We start from the raw sequence: 21,126 nt of genomic DNA, 5'->3' as shown, positions 1-21,126 counted from the left end.
GCCCATGTACACATCCACTGCCTCCCGCCTCCGGGCCGAAGACCTGACCCTGGCCTACGGCGACACCCGCGTGGCCGAGCACCTGAGCGTGGCGATTCCCGACGGCGCGTTCACCGTCATCGTCGGCCCCAACGCCTGCGGCAAATCCACCCTGCTGAAAGCCCTGGCGCGGCTGCGCACACCGCAGGCCGGCCAGGTGTATCTGGACGGCGCGCTGATCGGCAACTACCCCACGCGTGAAGTGGCGCGCCGCCTGGGCCTGCTGCCGCAAACCGCCATCGCCCCCGAGGGCATTCGCGTGGCCGAGCTGGTGGCGCGCGGTCGGCACCCGCACCAAAGCCTGTTCGGCGGCTGGACGGCCGAGGACGATCGCATCGTCGCCCAGGCCCTGCGCGCCACCGCTATCGAAGACCTGGCCGACAGGCTGGTGGATGAACTCTCCGGCGGCCAGCGCCAGCGCGTCTGGGTGGCTATGGTGCTGGCGCAGGACACGCAGTTGCTGCTGCTCGACGAGCCCACCACCTATCTGGACCTGGCGCACCAGATCGACCTGCTGGAGCTCTTCCGCGACCTGAACCGGCAACAGGGCCGCACGCTGGTGGCCGTGCTGCACGACCTGAACCACGCCTGCCGCTACGCCGACCACCTGGTCGTCCTGCGCCAGGGGCAGCTGGTGGCACAAGGTGCGCCAGGGGACATCATTACCGCGGCGCTGGTGGAGCAGGTGTTTGATCTACCTTGCAGGATCATTGAAGATCCGGTGTCGGGGACGCCGCTGGTGATACCTGAGGGGCGTGTGCGGGTGTGATGGATCAGCGATTACTCTCATATTGATAGCTGGCTGCGCAGGTAACTCCTGCGCTAGCGGTTGATTTGGCTTGAACCTTTGTCTTGGGTTATGGCCGCCAGCCTCCCCGGCCGGGAAGTGCGCCCGGCGGCGCAGTCACTATTTTTGCGTGGCCAAAAATAGTGACCACAAAAAAGCCAGCCGAAGTCGTCGCCCCTGCGCTGCGCTCCGGGTACGCTGCGTTGCTCGGTCTGTGCGGGGTCCTGCTCGAACTCGGCCTACGGCCTCAGACAATCGCAGGCCCTGATCCGCCCAGCCCTGCGCTACTCGCCGACGCCACACGGCATGGGGAGCCAACAGCCAATACCCAGCCCGGTGCAGCCGGGCTGCAACCTCCTCGCGCCCTAGGCGCGATGTGGCGCACAGCGCCACCGATCCCGCATTCGGGGTCCCCCTCTGTATGCGCCGAGGAGCGCAGCGCCAAGTGGATCAGGGCCCGCGACTGTTTGAGGCCAAAGGCCGAGTTCGAGCGGGACCCCACTTGGCGTGAGCACCGCAGGTTCCCGTAGCGCTAGCGAAGGGCGCAGACAGTGGGGGCGCCTTTCTTTTGGTGACTTTTCTTTTGCGCAAAAGAAAAGTTACTGCGCCGCCGGGCGCACATCCCGGCCGGGGATCGTATAAACGCCACGAACAAATCACACCACCACCAACACACCATTGAAGTCGTTGAAGCCCAATCCCGCGCCAGCAGCTACGGAAAATAGAGCAAAACGCTCTCCATGTTTTAAAGGGCAGCCAGCCCTATACCCAGCTGCCACTCTGTTACGCCGGGCTATAGTGGCCCATGGATAAACGTGCGGTAATTATCGAAACTTTTATACCTGTATAAAAAACAGTCCTACCCACGAAAAACCAGTCTGCAAGCCACATTCAAGGGATTTCTTGGATGATTTAAACCTCAGCAACCGTTTTATCCCGCAGGTTTTACGGTGTACATCCCGTTAGGCACCATAAATGCATCCACTTTCTCTCTTCATCAGTTCAACCTGCTACGACTTGAAGTCGTTGCGAGAGCACTTGCGTTCGGAGCTTAAATCGTGGGGTCATGATCCAGTACTTAGCGAATTTCCATCCTTCCCAGTATCTCCCGAACTTTCGACGGTCGAGAACTGCAAACGTGTCGTAAGGGAGCGCGCCGACCTGCTCGTGTTGATCATTGGTGGCAAACGTGGATCACTCGATCCAAACACAAAGAAATCGGTAGTGAATAGCGAGTACCAGGAGGCTCGCCTCAATGGTCTGGACTGCGTAGTGTTCGTAGACAAGCAGGTTTGGGACCTATTGCCAATCTATCGCAAGAACAAGGAAGTTGACTTTGCACCGACAGTCGATAACCCCGCAGTCTTTGCATTCATTGAGCAGATCATTGAGGACACCAAGTGGGTCTTCCCGTTCAATCGCACGGAGGAAATCCTAGAGACCTTACGAGTACAACTTTCTACAAGATTTCGTGACCTACTGCTTCGATCAAGACAGAACAGGCTTAGCGTTCCTCCCGCTTTTGCTGCGGAACCAGGGCATATCACCCGCATCGCCGTCGACAAGCCTGAACTTTGGGAGTACCGACTAGCCTGCGCACTTTTGAAGGACCGCTCCAGACGAATTGACGAACGTTTCGGAGAACTCGAATCTGGTTTTGTTGTTCGCCGAACCAAATTTCTACCTGGACCGGATACGCTCAATTACATCCAAGACCTTCTGGATGATCTGGTAAACATCGTGCAGGCAGTCTCGAAGGTCTTGGCCGAACAACTAACTCCTTCGTTTGGCCCGCCAGGCGTACCTGGAAACGCTGAGAATATGAAAGCCGCATGCGACAACTTGTACTTATTGTTCCTCACACTGTTTGAATGGGAACTGGATGTTCGCTTCGTCCGACCACATGAGGCTTGTGCGGACCTATTCCCCAAGATGCATGGATGGACGACAGAGATGCGGGCCAAACTCAAACGCCTTATCGATGAATTCGAAACGCTGCTCTCCACTTCAGACCTAAGCGGGAACCACACGATTACGATGACTATCAACGCCCCGGCAGGGCTGCAATCGCTCGTGGAAGAATTCCACCGTATGGCAAAGGATCCCAAAGTCTTGGCCGCATTCGCGCCTGGTGCCTAACTATTCCTTCAAGCGGACTGGCCTACGGCCTGCCGCTTAAGTCAAACTTAGGTGTCAATTGCTGTACCACTGCCCGAATTGCCGAGCGACGGTCACGCTCTCTGCGGAGAAGTGTGATTCTTGCGGCGCTGCATTTACTGGCTCTGCCTCATGGCGTCCGGTTCCCGATGATGGCGTAATCATGAGCCCCAGTGCGACACATGCTTCTGCGAGTCGATTAAGCGACCTGGTAAACGGCGTACTTCTCCTTTTCCCCGTGTGGGGAACTCTCGCTGCGTTGGCACTCGCCAGTCTTGTTCCCAAAAGTGCAAGCAGTGTGTCCGGGGCCCTCCTGTTTCTCTGGGGCATTGGCATGCTCTTGGCCGTCAAGCCTATTGTCGGCATGCAGAAATCGGGTGTCTTTCTTAAGACTTTCATGGTCATCGTGTACTACAGCGTCTCTACTCCCGTGGTGTTCTTGCTGGGTTGGTGGGGTGCTTGCGCGTTTCTCAAAGCCTGCCACTGATGGCGACTACCCAAAGGACACGGTCACTAACAAGTTCATCACAAGTGCTAGCAAGTGACAAAATGTCGCCCCACCTGCTACACAAAAAGTAGCTACCTGCGCATATCCCATAAGCGCCACAGCCATATATCGCGGCAAAACACGCTAGCACCCCGCTGCGCTTTGGTTACGTTTCCCCAGCCCCGCGCATAGATAATTCGCCGGCCCTCTCTCCCTGCTCTACTCCCTACCCATGTCCAACCTCATCGTCCACGGCGGCACGCCTTTGCGCGGCCGCATCACCCCTTCTGCCAACAAGAACGCCGTGCTGCCGGTGCTATGCGCCACGCTGCTGACCTACGAACCGCTGCGGCTGCTGGGCGTGCCCGACATTACCGACGTGCGGAAGATTCTGGACATCTTCCGCCTGCTGGGCAGCGAGGTGCAGATGGACTACGCCACCGGCACGCTGGAGCTGCACCACCGGGAGACCGTGTTCGACGCGGCGCGGCACCGGCTGCCGGAGGAGATGCGCTCGTCCATCATGCTGGTGCCGCCGCTGCTGGCGCGCTTTGGCGTGGCGCGGCTGGAAGACAACGTGAAGGGCTGCACGCTGGGCGTGCGCGAGATAGACCCGCACATCGATGTGTTCCGCCAGTTCGGCGGCCTGGTGGAGCGCAGCGAAGGCTCGCTGCTGGTGCGCTGCCGCGGCCCGCTGACACCGACCGACCACTGGCTGGACTACGCTTCCGTCACCACCACCGAAAACTTTGTGCTGTGTGCGGCAAGCGCCAGCGGTGTCTCCACGCTGACGAATGCCGCGTCGGAGCCGCATGTGCAGGAGTTCTGCCGCTTCATGCAGATGATTGGCGTGAAGATCGAGGGCATGGGCACCTCGCGCGTGACGGTGCACGGAGGCGGCACGCTGGGCGGCGGCGAATACCGCTTTGACGAGGACTTCCACGAGATCACCACCTTTCTGGCGTTGGGCGCGATCACCGGCGGCGACGTGGTGGTGCGTAACAGTGCGCCCGAGAACTTTCCGCTGATCGACCGCACCTTTGCCAAGTTCGGCGTGCACATCACGCACGAAAACGGCTGGTCGCGCGCCGACTGCCCGGGCGCGTTGAAGGTGCAGACGCCGTTCACCAGCAATGTGCTGACCAAGGTGGAGGCCGCGCCCTGGCCCTACTTCCCGGTGGACCTGCTGCCGATCTTTGTCGCGCTGGGCGTGCAGGCCCAGGGCAATGCGATGTTCTGGAACAAGGTGTACGACGGCGCGATGGGCTGGACCACCGAGCTGTCGAAGTTCGGCGCCCACGTGTACCAGTCGGACCCACACCGCATCGTCAGCTTTGGCGGCAGCCCGCTGACGCCTGCGGTGGTCGAAAGCCCCTACATCATCCGCGTGGCGATCGCGCTGTTCATGGTGGCCGCCAGCGTGAATGGCCGCTCCGAGATCCGCAACGCCACGCCGATCCGCCGCGCGCACCCGGGTTTTGTGGAGAACCTGCGCAGCCTGGGCGCGCAGGTGGAATGGACCAGCGAGGAGTAACTTGCTCCTGAATCCATAGTTTCTAGCGCAGGCAGCACCTGCGCTAGCAGCCTATTTCTTATAAATCCAGCTTAAAAGCCAGCTTGGCGGTGCGCGGTGCACCGGCAGCCAGGCGGGTGCCGCCGGCGGCCCAGTATTCCTTGCCGGCCACGTTGTCCACGTTCAGCTGCCAGCTGGTCTGGTAGCCGGCCAGGCGGGTGGCGTAGCGCGCGCCCAGGCTGTACAGGGTGACGCCGCCCAGCCAGGCCTGGTTCAGGTCGTTCACCGGGCGGCGGCCGGTGTAGTAGGCGCCGCCGTTGACCGACAGGCCGGGCACGCTGGCCAGCGCATAGGACAGGAACACGCTGCCGGTCTGCTTGGCGGTGTTTTCCGGGCTCTTGCCGTTGTAGCTGGCGTTGATGTTGCGGAACTCGGCATCCAGCCACTGGGCCGAGGTCTGCCAGGACAGCTGCGACGTCAATTGGCCCTGGGTGGACAGCTCCACGCCGGTGTAGTTCTGCCGGCCGTCGGCCGTGTAGACATTGCTGCTGTTGGTGTAGTAGCCGGGGCGGCTGATGTGGAACAGCGCGCTGGACAGCAACGTGCCGCCGGCCGTGCGCCAGCGCATGCCCAGCTCTTTTTGCTTGCTGACACCCGGTGCCATGCGCTCGCCCACGTTGGCGGTGCCGGTGGGTGCTGTGTCGCCCTGCTCCAGGCCGTTGGCGTACGAGGTGTAGAGCGACACGGCGGGCGACAGCTTGTAGACCAGGGCCGCCATCGGCGTGGTCTTGCTGGCGTCGTAATGGGCGCTGCCCTGGTCGCTCTGGTAGCGGCTGTGGCGCAGGCCCAGCATCAGCTGCCACTGGCTGGACAGCTGCAGTTGGTCCAGCGCGTACAGGCCGGTGTCCTGCGTGTCCAGCGCGGCGGTGGTGGCCGTGGTCGGCACCGCGCCAAAGGTCACCGTGGTGATGGGCAGCGGGTTGTACAGGTTCTGCGATGCAATGGTGTAGTTTTGCTGGTAGATCGGGCTCTGGCTGAAGCGGGTGCGGGTCGCGCCCAGGGTCAGGCCGTGCTGGATGCCGAAGGTGGCGAAGCTACCGAACAGCTCGGCGCGCAGCAGGTCGGTCTGTGCCTCCAGGTTCTGGATATTGCCGCGTATGCTGCCCGCGCCCGAGGCCACGCCGGCATCGTTGGCAAAGCTGAAGATCGCCAGCTGGCGGCCGCGCTCCACGTGCGACTGGCCGGCCTCTACGGTCAGCGCCCAGTTGTCGCTCAGGGTGTAGTCGGCGCGCAGCTGGGCATTGCGGGTGTCGGCGTCGAAGCTCGACCAGTTGGGGCCGACCAGCTTCTTGGCATCGACCGGGTTCGGCAAAGTGATGGCGCCGTTGACCGCGGTGCGCAGGGCCACGCCGACCTGCTCGGTGGTCTTACGGTGGTCGTAGTCCAGGTCGGCCTTCAGGCTCAGGCGGTTGGTCACGCGCCAGTCGAAGGCGGCGGATGCAAAGCTGCGTCCGCCGTTGCCCACGCCGTCCAGGTACGAGCCCAGAGCACCGCCGGCGGCATTCACGCGCAGGCCGTACTGCTGCTCGTCGCCCAGGCGCCGGCCCACGTCTACGCTGGCCAGGGCCTTGCCATACTGGTCGACCACCAGGCCTAGCGAAGTCACCGGCTGGGCACTGGCGCGCTTGGTCACCAGGTTGACGATGCCGGCGGGCGAGGTAAAGCCGTAGTACAGCGCCGACGCGCCCTTCAGCACTTCGACGCGCTCCTTGTTCTCCATCGGGATCTGCGAGAAGTTCAGCACCGGCACCGAGCCGTTAAGCCGGTAGTTGGTGCGGTTTTCCACGCCTATGCCGCGGATCACCAGTTGGTCCCAGGTCTCGCCGCCGTTCTGCTGGCGCGTCACGCCCGCGGTGTTGCGCAGCGCGTCGTACAGGCCGGCCGCACCCTGCAGCTCCAGCACCTCGCGGGTGACCACGTTGACGGTAGACGGCACGTCCATGATGTCCGAGCCGCGGAAGCTGCCGGCCTCTACCGTGTTCGGCACAAAGCCCTGGGCCGTGGCGGCCCGCACGGTGACGGCGCTGAGAGCAGGCGTATCGGCCGGCTGGGCGGGCTGGGCTTGTTGCGCCACGGCGGCGTGGCTACCGTAGGCCAGGGACAAAACAAAGGGCAGATGGCGCAGGGGAAAGGAGCGGGGCATGGTGCGGTGCAAGTCCAAAAGTAGAAAACCGGGTAATCCCCAATTCTACTAATGCAAATGCAAACTATTTGCATTTGCACAACACCGAGCCCACGATTTCCCTCAGCAGCAGCGCCCGATCCGCCCCTTGCCGCCGTAGCGCGCCTCCTGCCGTTCGCGGAAGAAGGCTTCGTAGCCCATCACCGGCTGACCCGGGTGCTCACGGCGCTGGTGGGCGACGTAGGTGTCGTAGTTGGGCACGCCGACCATCAGCCGGGCGGTCTGGCCCAGGTAGCTGCCGACCGATTGGCCCAGGCTGGCGAGGTCTTTCAGCATGGCAAGCTCAGGCCGTCAGCAAGGAGCCACCGGCTTCCTGCACCGTGGGCCGGCTGGAGCGCCGGGCCACCAGGCAGGCGCGGATGCCGAACACCAGCACGCTGATCACCACGAACATGAAGAACACGCACAGGCTCGCGTCCAGGTAGTCGTTGAACACCACGCGCTGCATCTGCAGCAGCGACTTGGCGGGGGCCAGCAGCTCGCCCTTGTCCAGCGCGGCCTGGTACTTGTTCGCATGGGCCAGGAAGCCGATTTTCGGATTGGCGTGGAACACCTTTTGCCAGCCGGCGGTCATGGTGCAGGCCAGCAGCCAGGCGGTGGGCAGCAGGGTCACCCAGGCAAAGCGCTCGCGCTTCATCTTGAACAGCACCACGGTGCCCAGGATCAGCGCCACGCTGGCCAGCATCTGGTTGGAGATGCCGAACAGCGGCCACAGGGTGTTGATGCCGCCCAGCGGATCGACCACGCCCTGGTACAGAAAGTAGCCCCAGGCGGCAACGCATAGGCCGGTGGCCAGGCCGTTGCTGATCCACGAGTCGGTCTTCTTCAGCGCTGGCACAAAAGTGCCCAGCAGATCCTGCAACATGAAGCGGCCGGCGCGCGTGCCCGCGTCCACCGCGGTCAGGATGAACAGCGCCTCGAACAGGATGGCGAAGTGGTACCAGAAGCCCATCATGGCTTTGCCGCCCAGCATCTGCGAGAAGATGTGCGCCATGCCGACAGCCAGCGTGGGGGCGCCGCCAGCGCGGGCGATGATGGTGGTTTCGCCCACATCCTTGGCGGTCTGCAGCAGCATGTCGGGTGTCACCACAAAGCCCCATTGCGAGATCACCTGTGCGGCGCTTTCGGCCGTCGGGCCGAGCACGGCCAGCGGGCTGTTCATAGCGAAGTACACGCCTGGCTCGATGATGGACGCAGCCACCAGCGCCATGATGGCGACGAAGGATTCGACCAGCATCGCGCCGTAGCCGATGAAGCGCGCATGTGCTTCGTTCTCGATCAGCTTGGGCGTGGTGCCGGAGGAGATCAGCGCATGGAAGCCGGACACCGCACCGCAAGCGATGGTGATGAACAGGAAGGGGAACAGGCTGCCGGCCCAGACCGGGCCGCTGCCGTCGATGAAGCGCGTGGTCGACGGCATTTTCAGATCGGGCGCCACCATCACGATGCCGATGGCCAGCGCCACGATGGCGCCGATCTTCAAAAAAGTCGACAAATAGTCGCGCGGCGCCAGCAGCAGCCACACCGGCAACACCGATGCCACAAAGCCGTAGCCGATCAGCATCCAGGTCAGCTGTTTGCCGTCGAAAGTGAACAGCGGCGCCCACTCGGCGCTCTGCGCCACCTGGCCGCCCATGACGATGGAGAGGATGAGGAACACCACGCCGATCACCGACACCTCGCCGATCTTGCCGGGGCGGATGTAGCGGGTGTAGATGCCCATGAACAGCGCCAGCGGAATCGTCGCCGCCACGGTGAAGGTGCCCCAGGGGCTGTCGGCCAAGGCCTTGACCACGATCAGCGCCAGCACCGCCAGGATGATGACCATGATCATGAAGGTGCCGAACAAGGCGATGACGCCGGGAATCGGCCCCAACTCGGACTTGATCAGGTCGCCCAGCGAACGGCCATCGCGCCGCGTCGAGATGAACAGCACGATGAAGTCCTGCACCGCGCCGGCAAACACCACGCCGGCCAAGATCCACAGCATGCCCGGCAGGTAGCCCATCTGCGCGGCCAGCACCGGGCCGACCAGCGGGCCAGCACCGGCAATCGCCGCGAAGTGGTGGCCGAACAGCACGAACTTATTGGTCGGCACATAGTCCAGGCCGTCGTTGTGGCGCATGGCGGGCGTGGCGCGGTTCGCGTCCAGCGACAGCACATGCTTGGCGATGAACTGGCTGTAGAAGCGGTAGGCGATCAGGTAGACCGCCAGCGCGGCCACTACCACCCACAGGGCGTTGATGGTTTCGCCGCGGTGCAGCGCGATGGTGGCCAGGGCGCCGGCGCCGCCGAGGGCGATCAGCGCCCATAGCGCTGTGCGGGCCAGGGGATGTTTGGTGAGGGTGTCCATTGTCTCTTTGCTCTTGTGGGTGGAATGGAGGGGTGAACCGGCAGTGTCCAGCCCCGGGCGTGGCGCCGCATCTGTGTGCTTGCGGGGCCGCCGCCGTGTCATTACGTAATGGTTTTCCCGAGGCGGAGGTAGTCCAAAATCTCCCCATGGGCGAACACGGTTTCAGACTGCATTTACGGGCGATGGTGCTGCTGCTGGCAGCCGTGCCGCTGGTGCTGGCGATCGCCGCCGTGGTCTGGGTGGTGCGCCAGCAGTCCGACCAGTTGGCGCAGGCGCAGATCTCCGCCATGCAGCCCATCCTGCTACAGGCGCGCAAGGACGAGCTGCAGCACTTTGTGCAAAGCGGGCGCCGCGCCGTGGCGCACTTGTACGAGCAGCGGGCCGGCAACCAGGTCCAGGCCCAGCAGCAGGCGCTGGAGCTGCTGCGCCGCATGGACTTCGGCAACGACAACTACTTCTTCGTCTACGACCTGCAGGGCAATAGCCTGATGCACCCGCGCCTGCCCGATTTCGAAGGCCACAGCCAGTGGACGCTGCGCGACAGCGCGGGCGCGCCCATCATCCAGCAGCTGGTGCGCCAGGCCCAGGCCGGCGGCGGCTTTGTCGACTACATGTGGAACCGCCCCTCCACCGGGCGCGACGAGCACAAGCTCGGCTATGTGGAGCTGGTGCCCGAATGGGGCTGGGTGATGGGCACCGGCCTGTACCTCGACCATCTGCAGGAAACCCAGGCGCTGATCACCCGCTCCACCGCCGCCGCGGTGCGCAAGACGCGGCAGCAGATTCTGTGGATCGCCTCGGCCGCGCTGCTGCTGGTGGCGGCTGGCGGCCTGGCGCTGAACTGGTACGAGCAGCGTGCCGCCGATGCCAAGCTGCGCGCCATGGCGCAGAAGGTGGTGCATTCGCAGGAGGACGAGCGTTCGCGCGTGGCCCGCGAGCTGCACGACGGCATCAGCCAGCAGCTGGTGTCGGTGAAGTTCGTCGCCGAGTCGGCCCTGCTGCAGCTGGAGCGCGGCAACGCCGACGCGGCCGGCACGTTGCGCCAGGGCATAGGCCTGCTGCAAGGCCTGGTGCGCGATGTGCGCCGCATATCCCACGACCTGCGGCCCACCCTGCTCGACGACGTAGGCCTGGCCAGCGCGTTGGCGCAGACCGCCCGCGAATTCGGCGAGCGCAGCGGCATCCAGGTCGAGGCCCAGGTGGCCGAGGTGCCGCCGATTCCCGAGGCCGCAGCCACCGCCATGTTCCGCGTGGCGCAGGAAGCGCTGGGCAATATCGAAAAGCACGCGGGCGCCCGCCATGTGCAGCTGCAGCTGAGCTACGGCGCCGCCGGCCTGGGCCTGCAGCTGCGCGACGATGGCGCTGGCTTCGACGTACAGGCCACACTGCGCCAGGCCCGCTCCGGCCTGGGCCTGACGAATATGCGCGAACGCATCGAGATGCTGGGCGGCACGTTCAGCCTGGCATCCGCCCCCGGGGCCACCGTGCTGACGGCACAGCTGCCCGCCGCCGTGCTGAAATCGGGATGACCATGTCCAACTCCACGCCCGCCTCCATTCGCCTGCTGATCGTTGACGACCATCCCATCGTGCGGCAAAGCCTGAGCGCCCTGCTCGGCGCCTTCGGTGCGCCGATGCAGGTCGTGGCGACGGCCGGCAGCGCCGAAGAAGCGCTGGTGCTGGCCGAGCAGCAGCCGCCCGACATCGTGCTGACCGACCTGCAGATGAAGCCCAGCAGCGGCATCCAGCTGATCCAGCAGCTGAGCCAGCGCCAGCCCGCGATCCGCTACGTGGTGTTCACGGCATCCACGCAGGACGAGCACATGCTGCAGGCCTTCGACGCCGGTGCGCAGGGCTTTGTGGTCAAGGAGTCCGAAGCCGGCGAACTGGTGAAGGCCATCGAAGCCGTGATGGGCGGCGCCACCCACTACCCCGCCGGGTTAAAGCGCGCGCTGGACCGGCGCCAGCAGCAACCCGCGCTGACCGCCCGCGAAACCGAGGTGCTGGCCCTGGTGGCCCAGGGGCTGACCAGCAAGGCGATTGCGCGGGCGCTGGACATCGATTCGCGCACCGTGGACGCGCACCGAGCGAATATCCGGCAACGCTTTGGGCTGGACAGCAGTGCGGCTTTGCTGCGGTTTGCGATGGAGAACTGCGGCGGGAAGCCATAGCGCTGCCATTGCCCAACACCGCTAGCAAGGTTTGCATGGCGGCCCGTCGATCCACCACTTGATCGATTCAAGCAACATTAATGTGCAGATTCATGGGTTTATCTGCACGATTATAGAAATTACAGTGCACTCCAACGCACCGGGCGTTACTTAAACCCACAGGAGTTCACCATGATCCGCACCACCATCGTTGCCGCCTCCCTGGCCATCGCCTTCACTGCAGCCCACGCTGCCCAACCGCTCACCGTCAAGGTCTACAACGCCGACGGCAACAGCTTCAACGTCAATTCGACCCTGGTCTATGGCGAGAAAGAAGCCATGGTGATCGACGCCGGCTTCACCCGCGCCGATGCGCTGCGCATTGCCGCCAATGTGCTCGACAGCGGCAAACAGCTGAAGACCATTTACGTGAGCCAGGCCGACCCTGACTACTACTTTGGCGTGGAAACACTGAAAGAAATCTTCCCCCAGGCCGACGTGGTGACCACGCCCGCCGTGCTGGAAAAGATCGTGTCCAAGATGTCCGGCAAGCTGACCTTCTGGGGCCCCAAGATGGGTGCCAACGCGCCCCGCACACCCGTAGTGCCGCGCGCCTTGCAGGGCACCACGCTGACGCTGGAAGGCCAGAGCATTGAAATCCGTGGCACGACCGGCCTGCTGGCGCACCGCCCCTATGCCTGGATTCCATCCATCCAGGCCGTGGTGGGCAATATCGGCGTATTCGGCAACATGCACGTATGGACCGCAGACTCGCAGACAGCGCAGGAGCGTGCTGCCTGGGTTGCCCAGCTCGACGAGATGGCGGCCCTGAAGCCGGTGCTGGTGGTACCCGGCCACATGAAGGCAGGCACGCAGGTCGATGCCAGCGCCATCGGCTTCACCAAGAACTATCTGCAGACCTTCGAGAAGAACCTGGCGGCCAGCAAGAACAGCGCCGAGCTGGTGAACGCGATGAAGCAGGCCTACCCGCAAGTGACCGACGGCGCCATGTCCTTGGACATTGGTGCCAAGGTCAACAAGGGCGAGATGAAGTGGTAATGCAAGACGCCTGACCCGGCTCAGGCATGGACCGCCCTGCCCGCTTGCTGGCAGGGCGGTGTTCAAGCGTTCTTCATCCCATCCACAGGCCCGCCATGAAACCCACTTTGATCCAACTGAGCCTTGCGGCTGCGGCGTTCGTGTCCGTCAACGCATTCAGCCAAGCCCTGCCCTACGGCGCCCCCATCAGTCTCGATGTTGCCAAAAAGGCCGCGCAAGCCGCATCCCACGAGATGCGCAAAAACAAGCTGGAAATGACCATCGCCGTAGTCGACTCCGGCGGCAACCTGGTCTATCTGGAAAGGTCCAACCAGGCAGGCCTGGGCACCATTGAACCCGCGATCGGCAAAGCCAAGGCGGCCAATGGCATCAAAGCCCCCACCAAGCTGATCGAAGACTTGATCGTCAAACAGCAGTTGGTGAATCTGATCGCGGTGCCGGGTGCCTTTCCGGTAGAGGGCGGAGTACCCCTGGTGGTCAACAACCAGGTGGTGGGCGCCATTGGTGCCAGTGGCGGCATGCCCGCCGATGACGGCGCAGTCGCCAATGCGGGCGCAAAAAGCCTGCTGCCTTGATAAAGGCACAGACCTGTTCACTAACTACCGAGGATGAATATGGGCACTAACTACGACATCGTCAGAGACCATTACGCGGCGTCTGGCCGCCAGGATTTCGCTGGCATGTTCGCCAACGTCTCCGACACCGTCGAGTGGACTGAAATGGCGGGCTTCCCCTGTGCCGGTACGTGGATCGGCCCGCAAGCGGTGATCGACAATGTTTTCAAGGTGCTGGGAAGCACCTGGGACAACTACCGCTTTGACCTGGGGCAGCTGGTGGATGCTGGCGACGTGGTCGTCGGCATCGGCACATACTCTGGTAGCTACCGTGCCACGGGCAAGCCCATGCAAGCCAGGGTCGCGCACGTGTGGCACATCGCGTCTGGCAAGGTCGTTAAATTCGAGCAATTTACGGACACACTGCTGGTCGCGGACGCGATGTGTTAATCCATTCAAGGAGCTTTCGATGGATGTTCTTCAACAAGTCCTGGTGCATATGCGCTCAGGGCGCTGGATCGAGGCCCACAACCTGGTACAGACCGACGACGCGCCCCTGGCCGCCTGGCTGCACGGCATCTTGCACATCCAGGAAGGCGATCTGGAAGATGCCGAGTACTGGTACGGCAAAGCCAACCGCCATTTCCGCAGCCGCGGGACTTTGGATGAAGAACTCGCAGGTTTCGAGGCCGAATTGCTGAAGCGCGACGGTCAGGCATAGCCAGCAGAACCGGGCCTGGGCTGGAGAGCAGCGGTTGCTATCTTAAAAATAGCTGATAGCGCAGGTATTGATTGCGCTGGAGGCCTAAAAGGCTTGAGATGTACCCGCGCCTCAATGCAGACGAAAAACATCGGCAGCTACCGCGCTGTCTCCCAACTGCCGCTCCACAGAAGCCGAGTCGTAAACCACCAGAAGCGCGCGGGCTGGGCCCCCTTCGGCGGAGAACAAAGTCATGCCCTCGGCATGGTCTACGCCCCGGCCATGGGGGATGTCCAGAACCCGCTCCAAGCCATCCGCTGGCACCACGCACTCGCCCTTGGGCGCCGTACCGCCTGGCCACCGGAAGACGGTAGTCGGGCCGTCCAGCGCCATGCTGGGGCCGGCCAGAATCAGCAGGTCCTGGCCTTGCACACACATATCGCGGATACCCAGGCCGCCCAGCTGCAGGAAATGCTTTCGGTACAGGCGCTGCTTGGGTCCGATGGGCTGCAAGCGCAGCGTTGACGCCTGCTTTTTATCTTGCTTGAGCTCCACCTCCAGCACCACAGCCCAACCGCGCAAGACCGGCCCGCGCAGCCCAAGGAAGATGCGCTTGCCCACCACGGCCAGGCCCTCGATATCGAAACCGTTGTCCTTGCCGGGGATGGAGAGGAACGGCCCCAGATGCTTGTCCTGTTTCAAGGCCTGCGTCAGCTCATTGCCCTTGGCGTCGCCACCCAGTTGCGCGGCGTGGCGCTTTTTGCCCTTCTCCTTGGCTTCTTTCGCCAAGCTGCACATGCCGTCCTCATCGACCACGGGGATGCGGGCCAGCAGATAGCGGTTGCCATCTGCCCGCACCTCGGCCAACTGCTTGGAGGCCGCCTTGGCGTCATCGCCCACATCCGGGCTCTTGCGCTTCAGGCTGTGCGAGCCCACCAGCCAGAGATAGCCGTTGTCAAAGGCCAAGCCCTCCACGTCCACCTCTTCCAGGTCGGCGGGGTCGTCGGCCAGCCCCGCCGGCAGCCGAAGATAGTCGCCCAAAGGAAACTGTCTGTGCTCGCGGCCATACCGGTAGTTACCGCTGCGGCCTTTACCTCCCACCAGGGACAGCCGCTCCAGGCTGGTCGATTCGTCATTGGCAACCCAGAGGGTGCGACCGATCTGCAAAGCAACGGACAGCCCGTCTCTCAGCTTTTTGTTCGTGCCCAGATCATCGCGGTCGGGATGGAACTCCAGGTCGACAGTACGCGTTGGATGCATGGTGAAACTCCCTGTAAGTTGAAAGAACGCGTTCACACCGCCGAAAGCATGCTACCTACTTGCCCGCGGCCTGCTGCTCCCGCGTTGTCATCAACACCCCCACCGCGACCACCACCGCCCCGAGCCAGGTCAACAGCCCGTAGTGCTCGCCCAGCACAAAAGTCCCGGTGCCCAGCCCCACTGCCGCCGCTACGTAGCCGATCTGGCTCAGGTACACCGGCCCGCCCACGCGCTGCAGACGGAAGAACACGGCGAACATGGCGGCGGTGATGGCGATCTGGGCCAGCAGCAGGCCGGGCACAGCCTGCACCGCGGTCACGGACAGGCTGCCGGTCCACAGCAAGGACAACACGGCCAACACCGCAGCCGCGCCCAGGTTGGTGCCCGCAGCCAGGGCCAGGCCGCTGGTGCCGGCCGGCCAGGCCAGGGTGCGGTAGACGTTGCCGCAGGCCAGCAGCAGCGGGATCAAAAAAGCCAATGCCAGCCACAGCACTGGCGCGCCGCCGGGGCTGTCCACGCCGCCCTTGGACAGCACGATGACCAGCGCGCCGGCAAAGCCCAGCGCGATGCCCGCCGCACCCAGCAGACTGGGCCAGCGCCCTTGCAGGATGCTGTGCAGCAGCAGCGTCAGTATGGGCGAGAACGCCAGGTAGATCGAGGTAAAGCCCGCCCCCAGGTGCGGCATGGCGCTGAACACCAACAGGTTGGGCAGTGCGTTGGACACCGCGCCCGTCACCAGGTAGTAGCGTAGGTGCTGCCGGTCCCACGGCAGGCGGTCGCGCAAGGCCCACAGTGCCAGGGCCAGCACCAGGCCGGCGCCGGCCGACATTAGCAGCGACCAGAACAGCGGCGTGATGCCTGCAGCCCCGGCCAGCTTGCCCAGGGGGAAGTTCAGGCCCAACAGGCCGCCGGTGGTCAGCAGCAGGGGCAAGGGGCGGTTCAGCATGGGCGGTGGGGAAGATGGTTCCAATCACCCATTTTGCTATATAAAAAGTAGCTGGTGGCGCAGGTTTTATATGCGCCCACAGCCTATAAGAGCCTGATCGAACCTTTTAGTCGCTGCTGAACTCCATGGCCGACACCAGGCTGCGTTTGAAGTGGTACTGGCGCAATGTGCTGAGCAGCACCATGCTCCCCACCGCCGTGACGGCGATCAGGCCCAGATAAATAGACAAAACGTACTGGAACGAAACCGTGTTGTTCCAAGAGCGGGCAATCCCCAGGAATGCGGCAAACAGCCAGGAAACCGATGACATGCTGGCAAACAAGCTGAGGCCCAGCATGGTGCGAAAAGGCAGGGCCAGAAAGGGTGTTGTGCGCAGCATGTGCGGGAAGGCGAAGCGGTGCATCAGCACGCCATTGAGGGTCAGCGCGCTGACGGTGACGAACTTCATCCAGAGTTTTTCATTCTCCAGATAGTGCGGGTTGCTGGCGTAGCCCAGATAGACCAGTCCCACGCCTGTGAGCCACAGGAACTGCAAGGCATGGGTCATGGTGGTCTTGGTGCGCAGCAGCTCTGCGGTGCGTTCGGCTGTGGGGGACAGGTGCGCGAAGCGGAGAAAACGGAAGTCGTACTCCAGCATTTTGCCGACGGCCACAGCCATGGCGAGAAGGTGGAGGTACACGAGAATATTCTTGATCAACATATGTGGCGTTCCTAAGGTTGGACTCAGTCGTGCTGTAGTCATGTCCGTAGGTGCCAAGCGCGCGGCGGCCGGTTGCAAGCGGGCGAAGAAGTTTTAGAAAAAAACCATCTCCATAGAAAAAATCAATACTGTCGCGCCCGGGCTTAACGGTTCAGGGCTTGCGCCTGGCGTGAGCGCAGGTTGAGCAGCGCGCGCTCCGCGTCGACCTGGGGTGTGCTGCTGCGGGCCAGAATATCCAGAATGTCGGTACGTTCCAACTGGGGTGCCTGGGACCATAGCAGGGCAACCAAGCCACTGACATGGGCCGCGGCCATCGACGAGCCGCTAGCAAAGTCGTAGCGGCCACCGGGCTCCAGGGTCAGGATGTCACGCCCTGGCGCGCACAACGCATCGTTAGGCGGTGCCAGCATGCCATTCACGCCGTTCATACCCACCACGACCACGCCCGCCACACCGGACGGGAAGCCGCTCAATTGCTGGTTGGAGGGCAAGGCTGTCACCACCAACCGGCCTTGCTTCAAGAGTTGCGCCAGCAACTGGTTGAGCAACTCATCGGGTGGCCCGCCCAGGCTCATGTTGATGATTCTGGCGTCGGATTGCAGCACCTCGACCAGCGCCTTGGCCAGGGTGAACGAGTTGCAGCGGGCGCCGGTTCCCGCAGGGGGATACCAACATGCCTTGTACAGCCTGAGTCTGGCTCCGGGGGCCATGCCGACAATGCCCTGGCCGTTGTTGCCTGCAGCCCCAATGATGCCCAGCACTTCGGTGCCATGCCGGTCCTGCAAGAAGGCAGCTTCGTTTTTATCCACCAGGTTGCTGCTGGAGTCGATGCGGCCTTGCAGGTCGGGGTGTTTGGTGTTGGCGCCGGTATCGATGACGGCAATGCGTACATCCTTGCCCACGCTGATCTGGTGGGCCTGGGCTGCATGGGTTTCCACAAAGCCCCGTTGCAACAGCACATAGGGATCGTTGTAGGAGACACCCGACAGAGGTTCGGAGTGGGTTTCAAAGTCCTGTAGCGCCTGCACCAGACTGACCCGCTTGTCGCGGGACAAAACGGCCATCAACTCTTCGCGCTGGGCACCGGGCGGTATTTCAAACACCACGCAATGCAGCCCCAGCGAGGGAATGGGCCAGCCCGAAGCTTCGCGCAGCGCGTATTCCTTGGCCAGTGCGGCCATGGTTTGGGCGGCCCTGCTGCCTACGACGTAACGTGGTGGCGTGCCATAGCCTGACAGGCTGGTGCCCACACGGCTGGAGATGCTCTCCAGCGGATTGGCTACCGCCAGCACAATGTAGCGGCTGCTGTCCCGGCGCATGCGGGCTTCTTCGGCAGCCGGGTCGGGCAGCGCTGCACAGGCTGACAGCAGCAGCGCTATGCCTGCGAACAGAACCCAGCGGAACCACGCGCCAGGCTTCATGGCCGTCCCTCGGTCGGCTCGGCCATCACGATGCCCGGTAGCTTGCGCAGACGCTTCAGGGTATCGGCACTACTGCGCTTGTCGGCCAAAGCCAGGGTGTAGGCCCCGACGGCATTCGGGCCATCCACGACCTGCAGTTGCTCGGTGCGTAGCAGCTCGCCCCATTGGGCCAGCGTGGTGTGCGGGTCGGGTACCACCCGGATGCGCACCGCCGTGGGCGCGGTAGCGCCAGTGGCCGCTGGCACCGTCTGGCTGAGGGTGCGGTAGTTTTCATCGTGCGCCGACCAGGGAGAGGTGATGCTCCCCCACCAGCCCAGCACCGGCAGCAACACGGCGGCAGCCATGGCCGCCCCCCACCAGGGGGCGCTGCGCCGACGCGGTGCCACGGCCGGCTGCGCTGCGGCCGCCGGACTGGGTTGGTCGCACAGTTGGTCCAGATCGATGCGGTTGAGCAGGCGCTGCAGGCCCGCGTCGATATCCGGGGCGGCTGCCGGGGCCAAGGCCACGGCCTGCTGTAGCTGTTGCTGGTACGCCCATTCACGCTGGCAGTCTTCGCAATGCGGCATATGCTGCGCCACGGCCTCTTCTTGCTCGCGGGTGGCTTGCCCGTTCAGCACCCAAGGCAAAGCGTCCCAGGCTAGGAAATGGTCGCGTTCTTGGAGGGGTTCTTGGTTCATACGATGGCTCCGTCGCCGGTTCGCCCGGCATGGGGGGTAGCTAAGGTGGGTAGCAGATTGCGCAGCTTGACGCGTGCATGGAACATGCGCGCCTTCACCGTGCTGACGGGGCACTGCATGATGGCCGAGATTTCTTCCAGCGAATGGCCGCTGCCATAGGCCAGATCCAAGGTCAACGCCTGCTCCGCATTGAGGTGCTCAAGGCCTTTGTCCAGCCAGTTGCGCAACTCTCTATCGGCCTGGGGGTCCGTGCTTTCCTGCGCCAGGCGGGGCTCCCCGTCGTCCACGGTATCCAGCCCACCCTCCTGGCGCAGGGCCTTGAGAGTGCAGCGGTAGGCAATGCCCATGATCCAGGTGGACACACGCGATTCGCCGCGAAACTCGGCCGCCTTTTGCCAGACGATCCAGAAACAGTCGTTGATGACTTCTTCAATCAAGTCGTTGCGCCGTGTCAAGCGCGACAAGAACCGGCTGAGCCGCCGGTGGTAGCCGCGGTACAAGCCGGCCAAAGCGGCGCGATCGGCAGCCGCCACCTGGCGCACGAGGAGGATGTCCTCGGCGTCTGTGTCGGCGTAAAGAGAGGGAGGCATGGACTTGCTGGGGTTGGTGTGTAGACCCGTGAGTGCACTTTGGCGCCCAAAAAGTTACGCCACCAGAGGGAAAATCTTAAATCCAGGCCAAATAAGTCCGGCCGTGCGGGCTGTGCGCCCCCCCGCCAGCCTCAAAAAGACCGTGCCAGCAGCACGGACCAGTGCCGTGCGGCGTTGTTGCCAAATACCGTGACTGCCCGCCGGTCGGTATGCAGATAGCTGACTTCGGCCCGCCACGGCCCCTGGCTCCAGGCGGTGCCAACCTGCCCATAGAGGTAGCCGCCGTCGTGGTCCAACTGGGCCTGCCCTATGCCTGACAGCAGCGAGACATGCTCTGCCAAGGGCCAGCGCAGGTTCAGTTCAGCCGTCCAGTGCGGACGCGGCCGGCCCGGCGCCGGAATTCTGTACTGGTGGCCGGTCAGGCTCAGGGCCAGCATATCGCGGTAGCCCCAGGAGGCGCCGGCTTCGAGGTGGTCAAACATCTTCAAACCGGGATCGGAGGGGTAACAGTAATACAGCGCATTGGCCTGCATTTGCCAATCGTTGCTCAGCAGCCATTCATAGCTGCCGCGCACCAACACCTGGCTGGGATTGGAGGCCCCGGCCTGCACACCGACAGCCAGCCCGGTGGACCAGCCCGATGTGTCGTACAGCGTGACTTGCGCCTGGGCGATGGGACGATGCGGCCCGATCACGATACCCCGGTCGACCAGGCTGGAGCTGACGCCGACTTCGCCCACCACACTGCGCGTCTGCGCCGATGCTGCAAAACCGAGCAGTTGCAATGCCGAGATCGCGCACTGAGCAGCGAGCTTGTAGCGATGGGGGAGCGTCGTCATGGACCGAGTTTACAAAAGCCCCGATTTGAAACCTGTTCAGAGCGGGCTTAAAAATCTGCGTACTGGCGTCAGAGGCTAGGCTGCGCATCGCGCAGGAACACTGGCAGGTCCATCACCGGCGGGCGGGCACCGGCCTGGTACAGCATGTCGGCCACATAGCCGCGGTGGTAGGTCTTGTGGTTGACCACGTGCAACAGCATGTCGCCACGGGCCATCGCCCCGGCGCCACCATCAACGAAGCGGAACTGCAGCACTTCCTCGTGCGCGGTGTCGGACAAACCATCGGCATAGCCGATGTACCAGCGGTCGATGGCGGCTTGCGCGTCGCGCAATGCCGGCAGCGCGGGCTCGGTTTCGGTGATGCGCGCGGTAAAGCCGTGCGGCTGGCCCTGCAGATGGGCCTGCCAGATCTGGTCCACCACGTAAGCGTGGTTCAGCGTGTTGACCATATTGCGAAAGCCCGTGGCCCGGACCGCAGTGGCCTGGCCCTCGGGCAGCGCCAGCAGCGCATCAAACAAACGGGTATTGGCCCAGGCGGTGTAGCGCGTGAGCATGCGGATGTGGCGGGTCAGTGCCATGGTGTTTTGCCAGCAAGTGGGCCGCAAAGCCTGCGGCGAAGGCTGGCAAAAATATAGCACCGGCCCCGCTGGCGG

General features: G+C 63.5%; 20 protein-coding genes. 9 read left to right on the top strand and 11 right to left on the bottom strand.

Features of this window, described 5'->3' with window-relative positions:
- Positions 1-4: 4 nt before the first annotated feature.
- The 3 genes from J2X19_RS02015 to J2X19_RS02005 all read left to right on the top strand — a co-directional run bounded on the left by J2X19_RS02015 (position 5) and on the right by J2X19_RS02005 (position 5,004).
- Complete coding sequence (locus J2X19_RS02015; RefSeq protein ID WP_310370161.1) at positions 5-808, top strand: ABC transporter ATP-binding protein; 804 nt, start codon at positions 5-7, stop codon at positions 806-808.
- 993 nt (positions 809-1,801) lie between these two features.
- Positions 1,802-2,965, top strand: a complete 1,164-nt coding sequence (locus J2X19_RS02010; RefSeq protein ID WP_310370159.1) for a DUF4062 domain-containing protein — start codon at positions 1,802-1,804, stop codon at positions 2,963-2,965.
- A gap of 737 nt (positions 2,966-3,702) precedes the next feature.
- Entirely contained in the window at positions 3,703-5,004 is a 1,302-nt protein-coding gene (locus J2X19_RS02005) for a UDP-N-acetylglucosamine 1-carboxyvinyltransferase (protein ID WP_116606003.1), read from the top strand.
- A 58-nt stretch (positions 5,005-5,062) separates the two neighbouring features.
- Here J2X19_RS02005 and J2X19_RS02000 read toward each other — a convergent pair whose 3' ends face one another.
- The 3 genes from J2X19_RS02000 to J2X19_RS01990 form a co-directional block, all read right to left on the bottom strand.
- Positions 5,063-7,186 (bottom strand): TonB-dependent siderophore receptor, encoded by a 2,124-nt coding sequence (locus J2X19_RS02000; RefSeq protein ID WP_310370157.1) that lies wholly within the window; start codon positions 7,184-7,186, stop codon positions 5,063-5,065.
- A gap of 102 nt (positions 7,187-7,288) precedes the next feature.
- A complete protein-coding gene (locus J2X19_RS01995; protein ID WP_310370155.1) occupies positions 7,289-7,501 on the bottom strand; it encodes a YbdD/YjiX family protein in 213 nt (70 codons plus the stop codon).
- Between the two features lie 7 nt (positions 7,502-7,508).
- Positions 7,509-9,578: a carbon starvation CstA family protein gene (locus J2X19_RS01990; RefSeq protein ID WP_310370153.1), complete on the bottom strand. Its 2,070-nt coding sequence runs from the start codon at positions 9,576-9,578 to the stop codon at positions 7,509-7,511.
- Between the two features lie 146 nt (positions 9,579-9,724).
- Between J2X19_RS01990 and J2X19_RS01985 the strand changes: the two genes are divergently transcribed.
- The 6 genes from J2X19_RS01985 to J2X19_RS01960 all read left to right on the top strand — a co-directional run bounded on the left by J2X19_RS01985 (position 9,725) and on the right by J2X19_RS01960 (position 14,061).
- The gene (locus J2X19_RS01985; RefSeq protein WP_310370151.1) at positions 9,725-11,107 is read left to right on the top strand and encodes a cache domain-containing protein; all 1,383 of its coding nucleotides are present in this window, start codon (positions 9,725-9,727) and stop codon (positions 11,105-11,107) included.
- Positions 11,108-11,109: 2 nt separating this feature from the next.
- Positions 11,110-11,748 (top strand): response regulator transcription factor, encoded by a 639-nt coding sequence (locus J2X19_RS01980; protein ID WP_310370149.1) that lies wholly within the window; start codon positions 11,110-11,112, stop codon positions 11,746-11,748.
- 171 nt (positions 11,749-11,919) lie between these two features.
- Positions 11,920-12,786, top strand: a complete 867-nt coding sequence (locus tag J2X19_RS01975) for an MBL fold metallo-hydrolase (protein ID WP_310370147.1) — start codon at positions 11,920-11,922, stop codon at positions 12,784-12,786.
- A 95-nt stretch (positions 12,787-12,881) separates the two neighbouring features.
- A complete protein-coding gene (locus J2X19_RS01970) occupies positions 12,882-13,361 on the top strand; it encodes a GlcG/HbpS family heme-binding protein (protein WP_310370145.1) in 480 nt (159 codons plus the stop codon).
- A gap of 39 nt (positions 13,362-13,400) precedes the next feature.
- Positions 13,401-13,790 (top strand): nuclear transport factor 2 family protein, encoded by a 390-nt coding sequence (locus tag J2X19_RS01965; protein ID WP_310370143.1) that lies wholly within the window; start codon positions 13,401-13,403, stop codon positions 13,788-13,790.
- Positions 13,791-13,809: 19 nt separating this feature from the next.
- Positions 13,810-14,061, top strand: coding sequence for a hypothetical protein (locus J2X19_RS01960; RefSeq protein ID WP_310370141.1), 252 nt, complete (start codon positions 13,810-13,812; stop codon positions 14,059-14,061).
- A 111-nt stretch (positions 14,062-14,172) separates the two neighbouring features.
- Here J2X19_RS01960 and J2X19_RS01955 read toward each other — a convergent pair whose 3' ends face one another.
- The 8 genes from J2X19_RS01955 to J2X19_RS01920 all read right to left on the bottom strand — a co-directional run bounded on the left by J2X19_RS01955 (position 14,173) and on the right by J2X19_RS01920 (position 21,051).
- Positions 14,173-15,300 carry a DUF3616 domain-containing protein gene (locus J2X19_RS01955; protein WP_310370138.1) on the bottom strand — a complete coding sequence of 376 codons (1,128 nt, stop codon included), beginning with the start codon at positions 15,298-15,300 and terminating at the stop codon, positions 14,173-14,175.
- A 55-nt stretch (positions 15,301-15,355) separates the two neighbouring features.
- Complete coding sequence (locus J2X19_RS01950; protein WP_310370136.1) at positions 15,356-16,246, bottom strand: DMT family transporter; 891 nt, start codon at positions 16,244-16,246, stop codon at positions 15,356-15,358.
- Positions 16,247-16,352: 106 nt separating this feature from the next.
- Positions 16,353-16,904 carry a hypothetical protein gene (locus J2X19_RS01945; RefSeq protein ID WP_310370134.1) on the bottom strand — a complete coding sequence of 184 codons (552 nt, stop codon included), beginning with the start codon at positions 16,902-16,904 and terminating at the stop codon, positions 16,353-16,355.
- Positions 16,905-17,089: 185 nt separating this feature from the next.
- Positions 17,090-18,367, bottom strand: coding sequence for a S8 family peptidase (locus J2X19_RS01940; protein ID WP_310370133.1), 1,278 nt, complete (start codon positions 18,365-18,367; stop codon positions 17,090-17,092).
- A complete protein-coding gene (locus J2X19_RS01935) occupies positions 18,364-19,044 on the bottom strand; it encodes a hypothetical protein (protein ID WP_116605991.1) in 681 nt (226 codons plus the stop codon). Before J2X19_RS01935 ends, J2X19_RS01940 begins: the two co-directional genes overlap by 4 nt.
- Positions 19,041-19,634 (bottom strand): RNA polymerase sigma factor, encoded by a 594-nt coding sequence (locus J2X19_RS01930; protein ID WP_310370130.1) that lies wholly within the window; start codon positions 19,632-19,634, stop codon positions 19,041-19,043. Before J2X19_RS01930 ends, J2X19_RS01935 begins: the two co-directional genes overlap by 4 nt.
- 131 nt (positions 19,635-19,765) lie before the next feature.
- Positions 19,766-20,473 carry a TorF family putative porin gene (locus tag J2X19_RS01925; protein WP_310370128.1) on the bottom strand — a complete coding sequence of 236 codons (708 nt, stop codon included), beginning with the start codon at positions 20,471-20,473 and terminating at the stop codon, positions 19,766-19,768.
- A 68-nt stretch (positions 20,474-20,541) separates the two neighbouring features.
- On the bottom strand, positions 20,542-21,051 hold the full coding sequence (locus J2X19_RS01920) for a DinB family protein (RefSeq protein ID WP_310370126.1): 510 nt from the start codon (positions 21,049-21,051) through the stop codon (positions 20,542-20,544).
- Between the last annotated feature and the right edge of the window lie 75 nt (positions 21,052-21,126).

The sequence above is a fragment of the Rhodoferax ferrireducens genome, from assembly GCF_031458075.1.
In the GTDB taxonomy this organism is placed as follows: Bacteria; Pseudomonadota; Gammaproteobacteria; order Burkholderiales; family Burkholderiaceae_C; genus Rhodoferax_B; species Rhodoferax_B ferrireducens_A.
Note: the sequence above shows the minus strand (reverse complement) of the source record. Positions and strands in the feature narration are given on the sequence as shown.

Coding starts and splice junctions, on each gene's coding strand:
- J2X19_RS01995 (WP_310370155.1), bottom strand. CDS start 7,501: ATGCTGAAAGACCTCGCCAGCCTGGGCCAATCGGTCGGCAGCTACCTG.
- J2X19_RS01920 (WP_310370126.1), bottom strand. CDS start 21,051: ATGGCACTGACCCGCCACATCCGCATGCTCACGCGCTACACCGCCTGG.
- J2X19_RS02015 (WP_310370161.1), top strand. CDS start 5: ATGTACACATCCACTGCCTCCCGCCTCCGGGCCGAAGACCTGACCCTG.
- J2X19_RS01955 (WP_310370138.1), bottom strand. CDS start 15,300: ATGCATCCAACGCGTACTGTCGACCTGGAGTTCCATCCCGACCGCGAT.
- J2X19_RS01950 (WP_310370136.1), bottom strand. CDS start 16,246: ATGCTGAACCGCCCCTTGCCCCTGCTGCTGACCACCGGCGGCCTGTTG.
- J2X19_RS02005 (WP_116606003.1), top strand. CDS start 3,703: ATGTCCAACCTCATCGTCCACGGCGGCACGCCTTTGCGCGGCCGCATC.
- J2X19_RS01940 (WP_310370133.1), bottom strand. CDS start 18,367: ATGAAGCCTGGCGCGTGGTTCCGCTGGGTTCTGTTCGCAGGCATAGCG.
- J2X19_RS02010 (WP_310370159.1), top strand. CDS start 1,802: ATGCATCCACTTTCTCTCTTCATCAGTTCAACCTGCTACGACTTGAAG.
- J2X19_RS01980 (WP_310370149.1), top strand. CDS start 11,110: ATGTCCAACTCCACGCCCGCCTCCATTCGCCTGCTGATCGTTGACGAC.
- J2X19_RS01930 (WP_310370130.1), bottom strand. CDS start 19,634: ATGCCTCCCTCTCTTTACGCCGACACAGACGCCGAGGACATCCTCCTC.
- J2X19_RS01975 (WP_310370147.1), top strand. CDS start 11,920: ATGATCCGCACCACCATCGTTGCCGCCTCCCTGGCCATCGCCTTCACT.
- J2X19_RS02000 (WP_310370157.1), bottom strand. CDS start 7,186: ATGCCCCGCTCCTTTCCCCTGCGCCATCTGCCCTTTGTTTTGTCCCTG.
- J2X19_RS01925 (WP_310370128.1), bottom strand. CDS start 20,473: ATGACGACGCTCCCCCATCGCTACAAGCTCGCTGCTCAGTGCGCGATC.
- J2X19_RS01945 (WP_310370134.1), bottom strand. CDS start 16,904: ATGGCTGTGGCCGTCGGCAAAATGCTGGAGTACGACTTCCGTTTTCTC.
- J2X19_RS01965 (WP_310370143.1), top strand. CDS start 13,401: ATGGGCACTAACTACGACATCGTCAGAGACCATTACGCGGCGTCTGGC.
- J2X19_RS01985 (WP_310370151.1), top strand. CDS start 9,725: ATGGGCGAACACGGTTTCAGACTGCATTTACGGGCGATGGTGCTGCTG.
- J2X19_RS01990 (WP_310370153.1), bottom strand. CDS start 9,578: ATGGACACCCTCACCAAACATCCCCTGGCCCGCACAGCGCTATGGGCG.
- J2X19_RS01960 (WP_310370141.1), top strand. CDS start 13,810: ATGGATGTTCTTCAACAAGTCCTGGTGCATATGCGCTCAGGGCGCTGG.
- J2X19_RS01970 (WP_310370145.1), top strand. CDS start 12,882: ATGAAACCCACTTTGATCCAACTGAGCCTTGCGGCTGCGGCGTTCGTG.
- J2X19_RS01935 (WP_116605991.1), bottom strand. CDS start 19,044: ATGAACCAAGAACCCCTCCAAGAACGCGACCATTTCCTAGCCTGGGAC.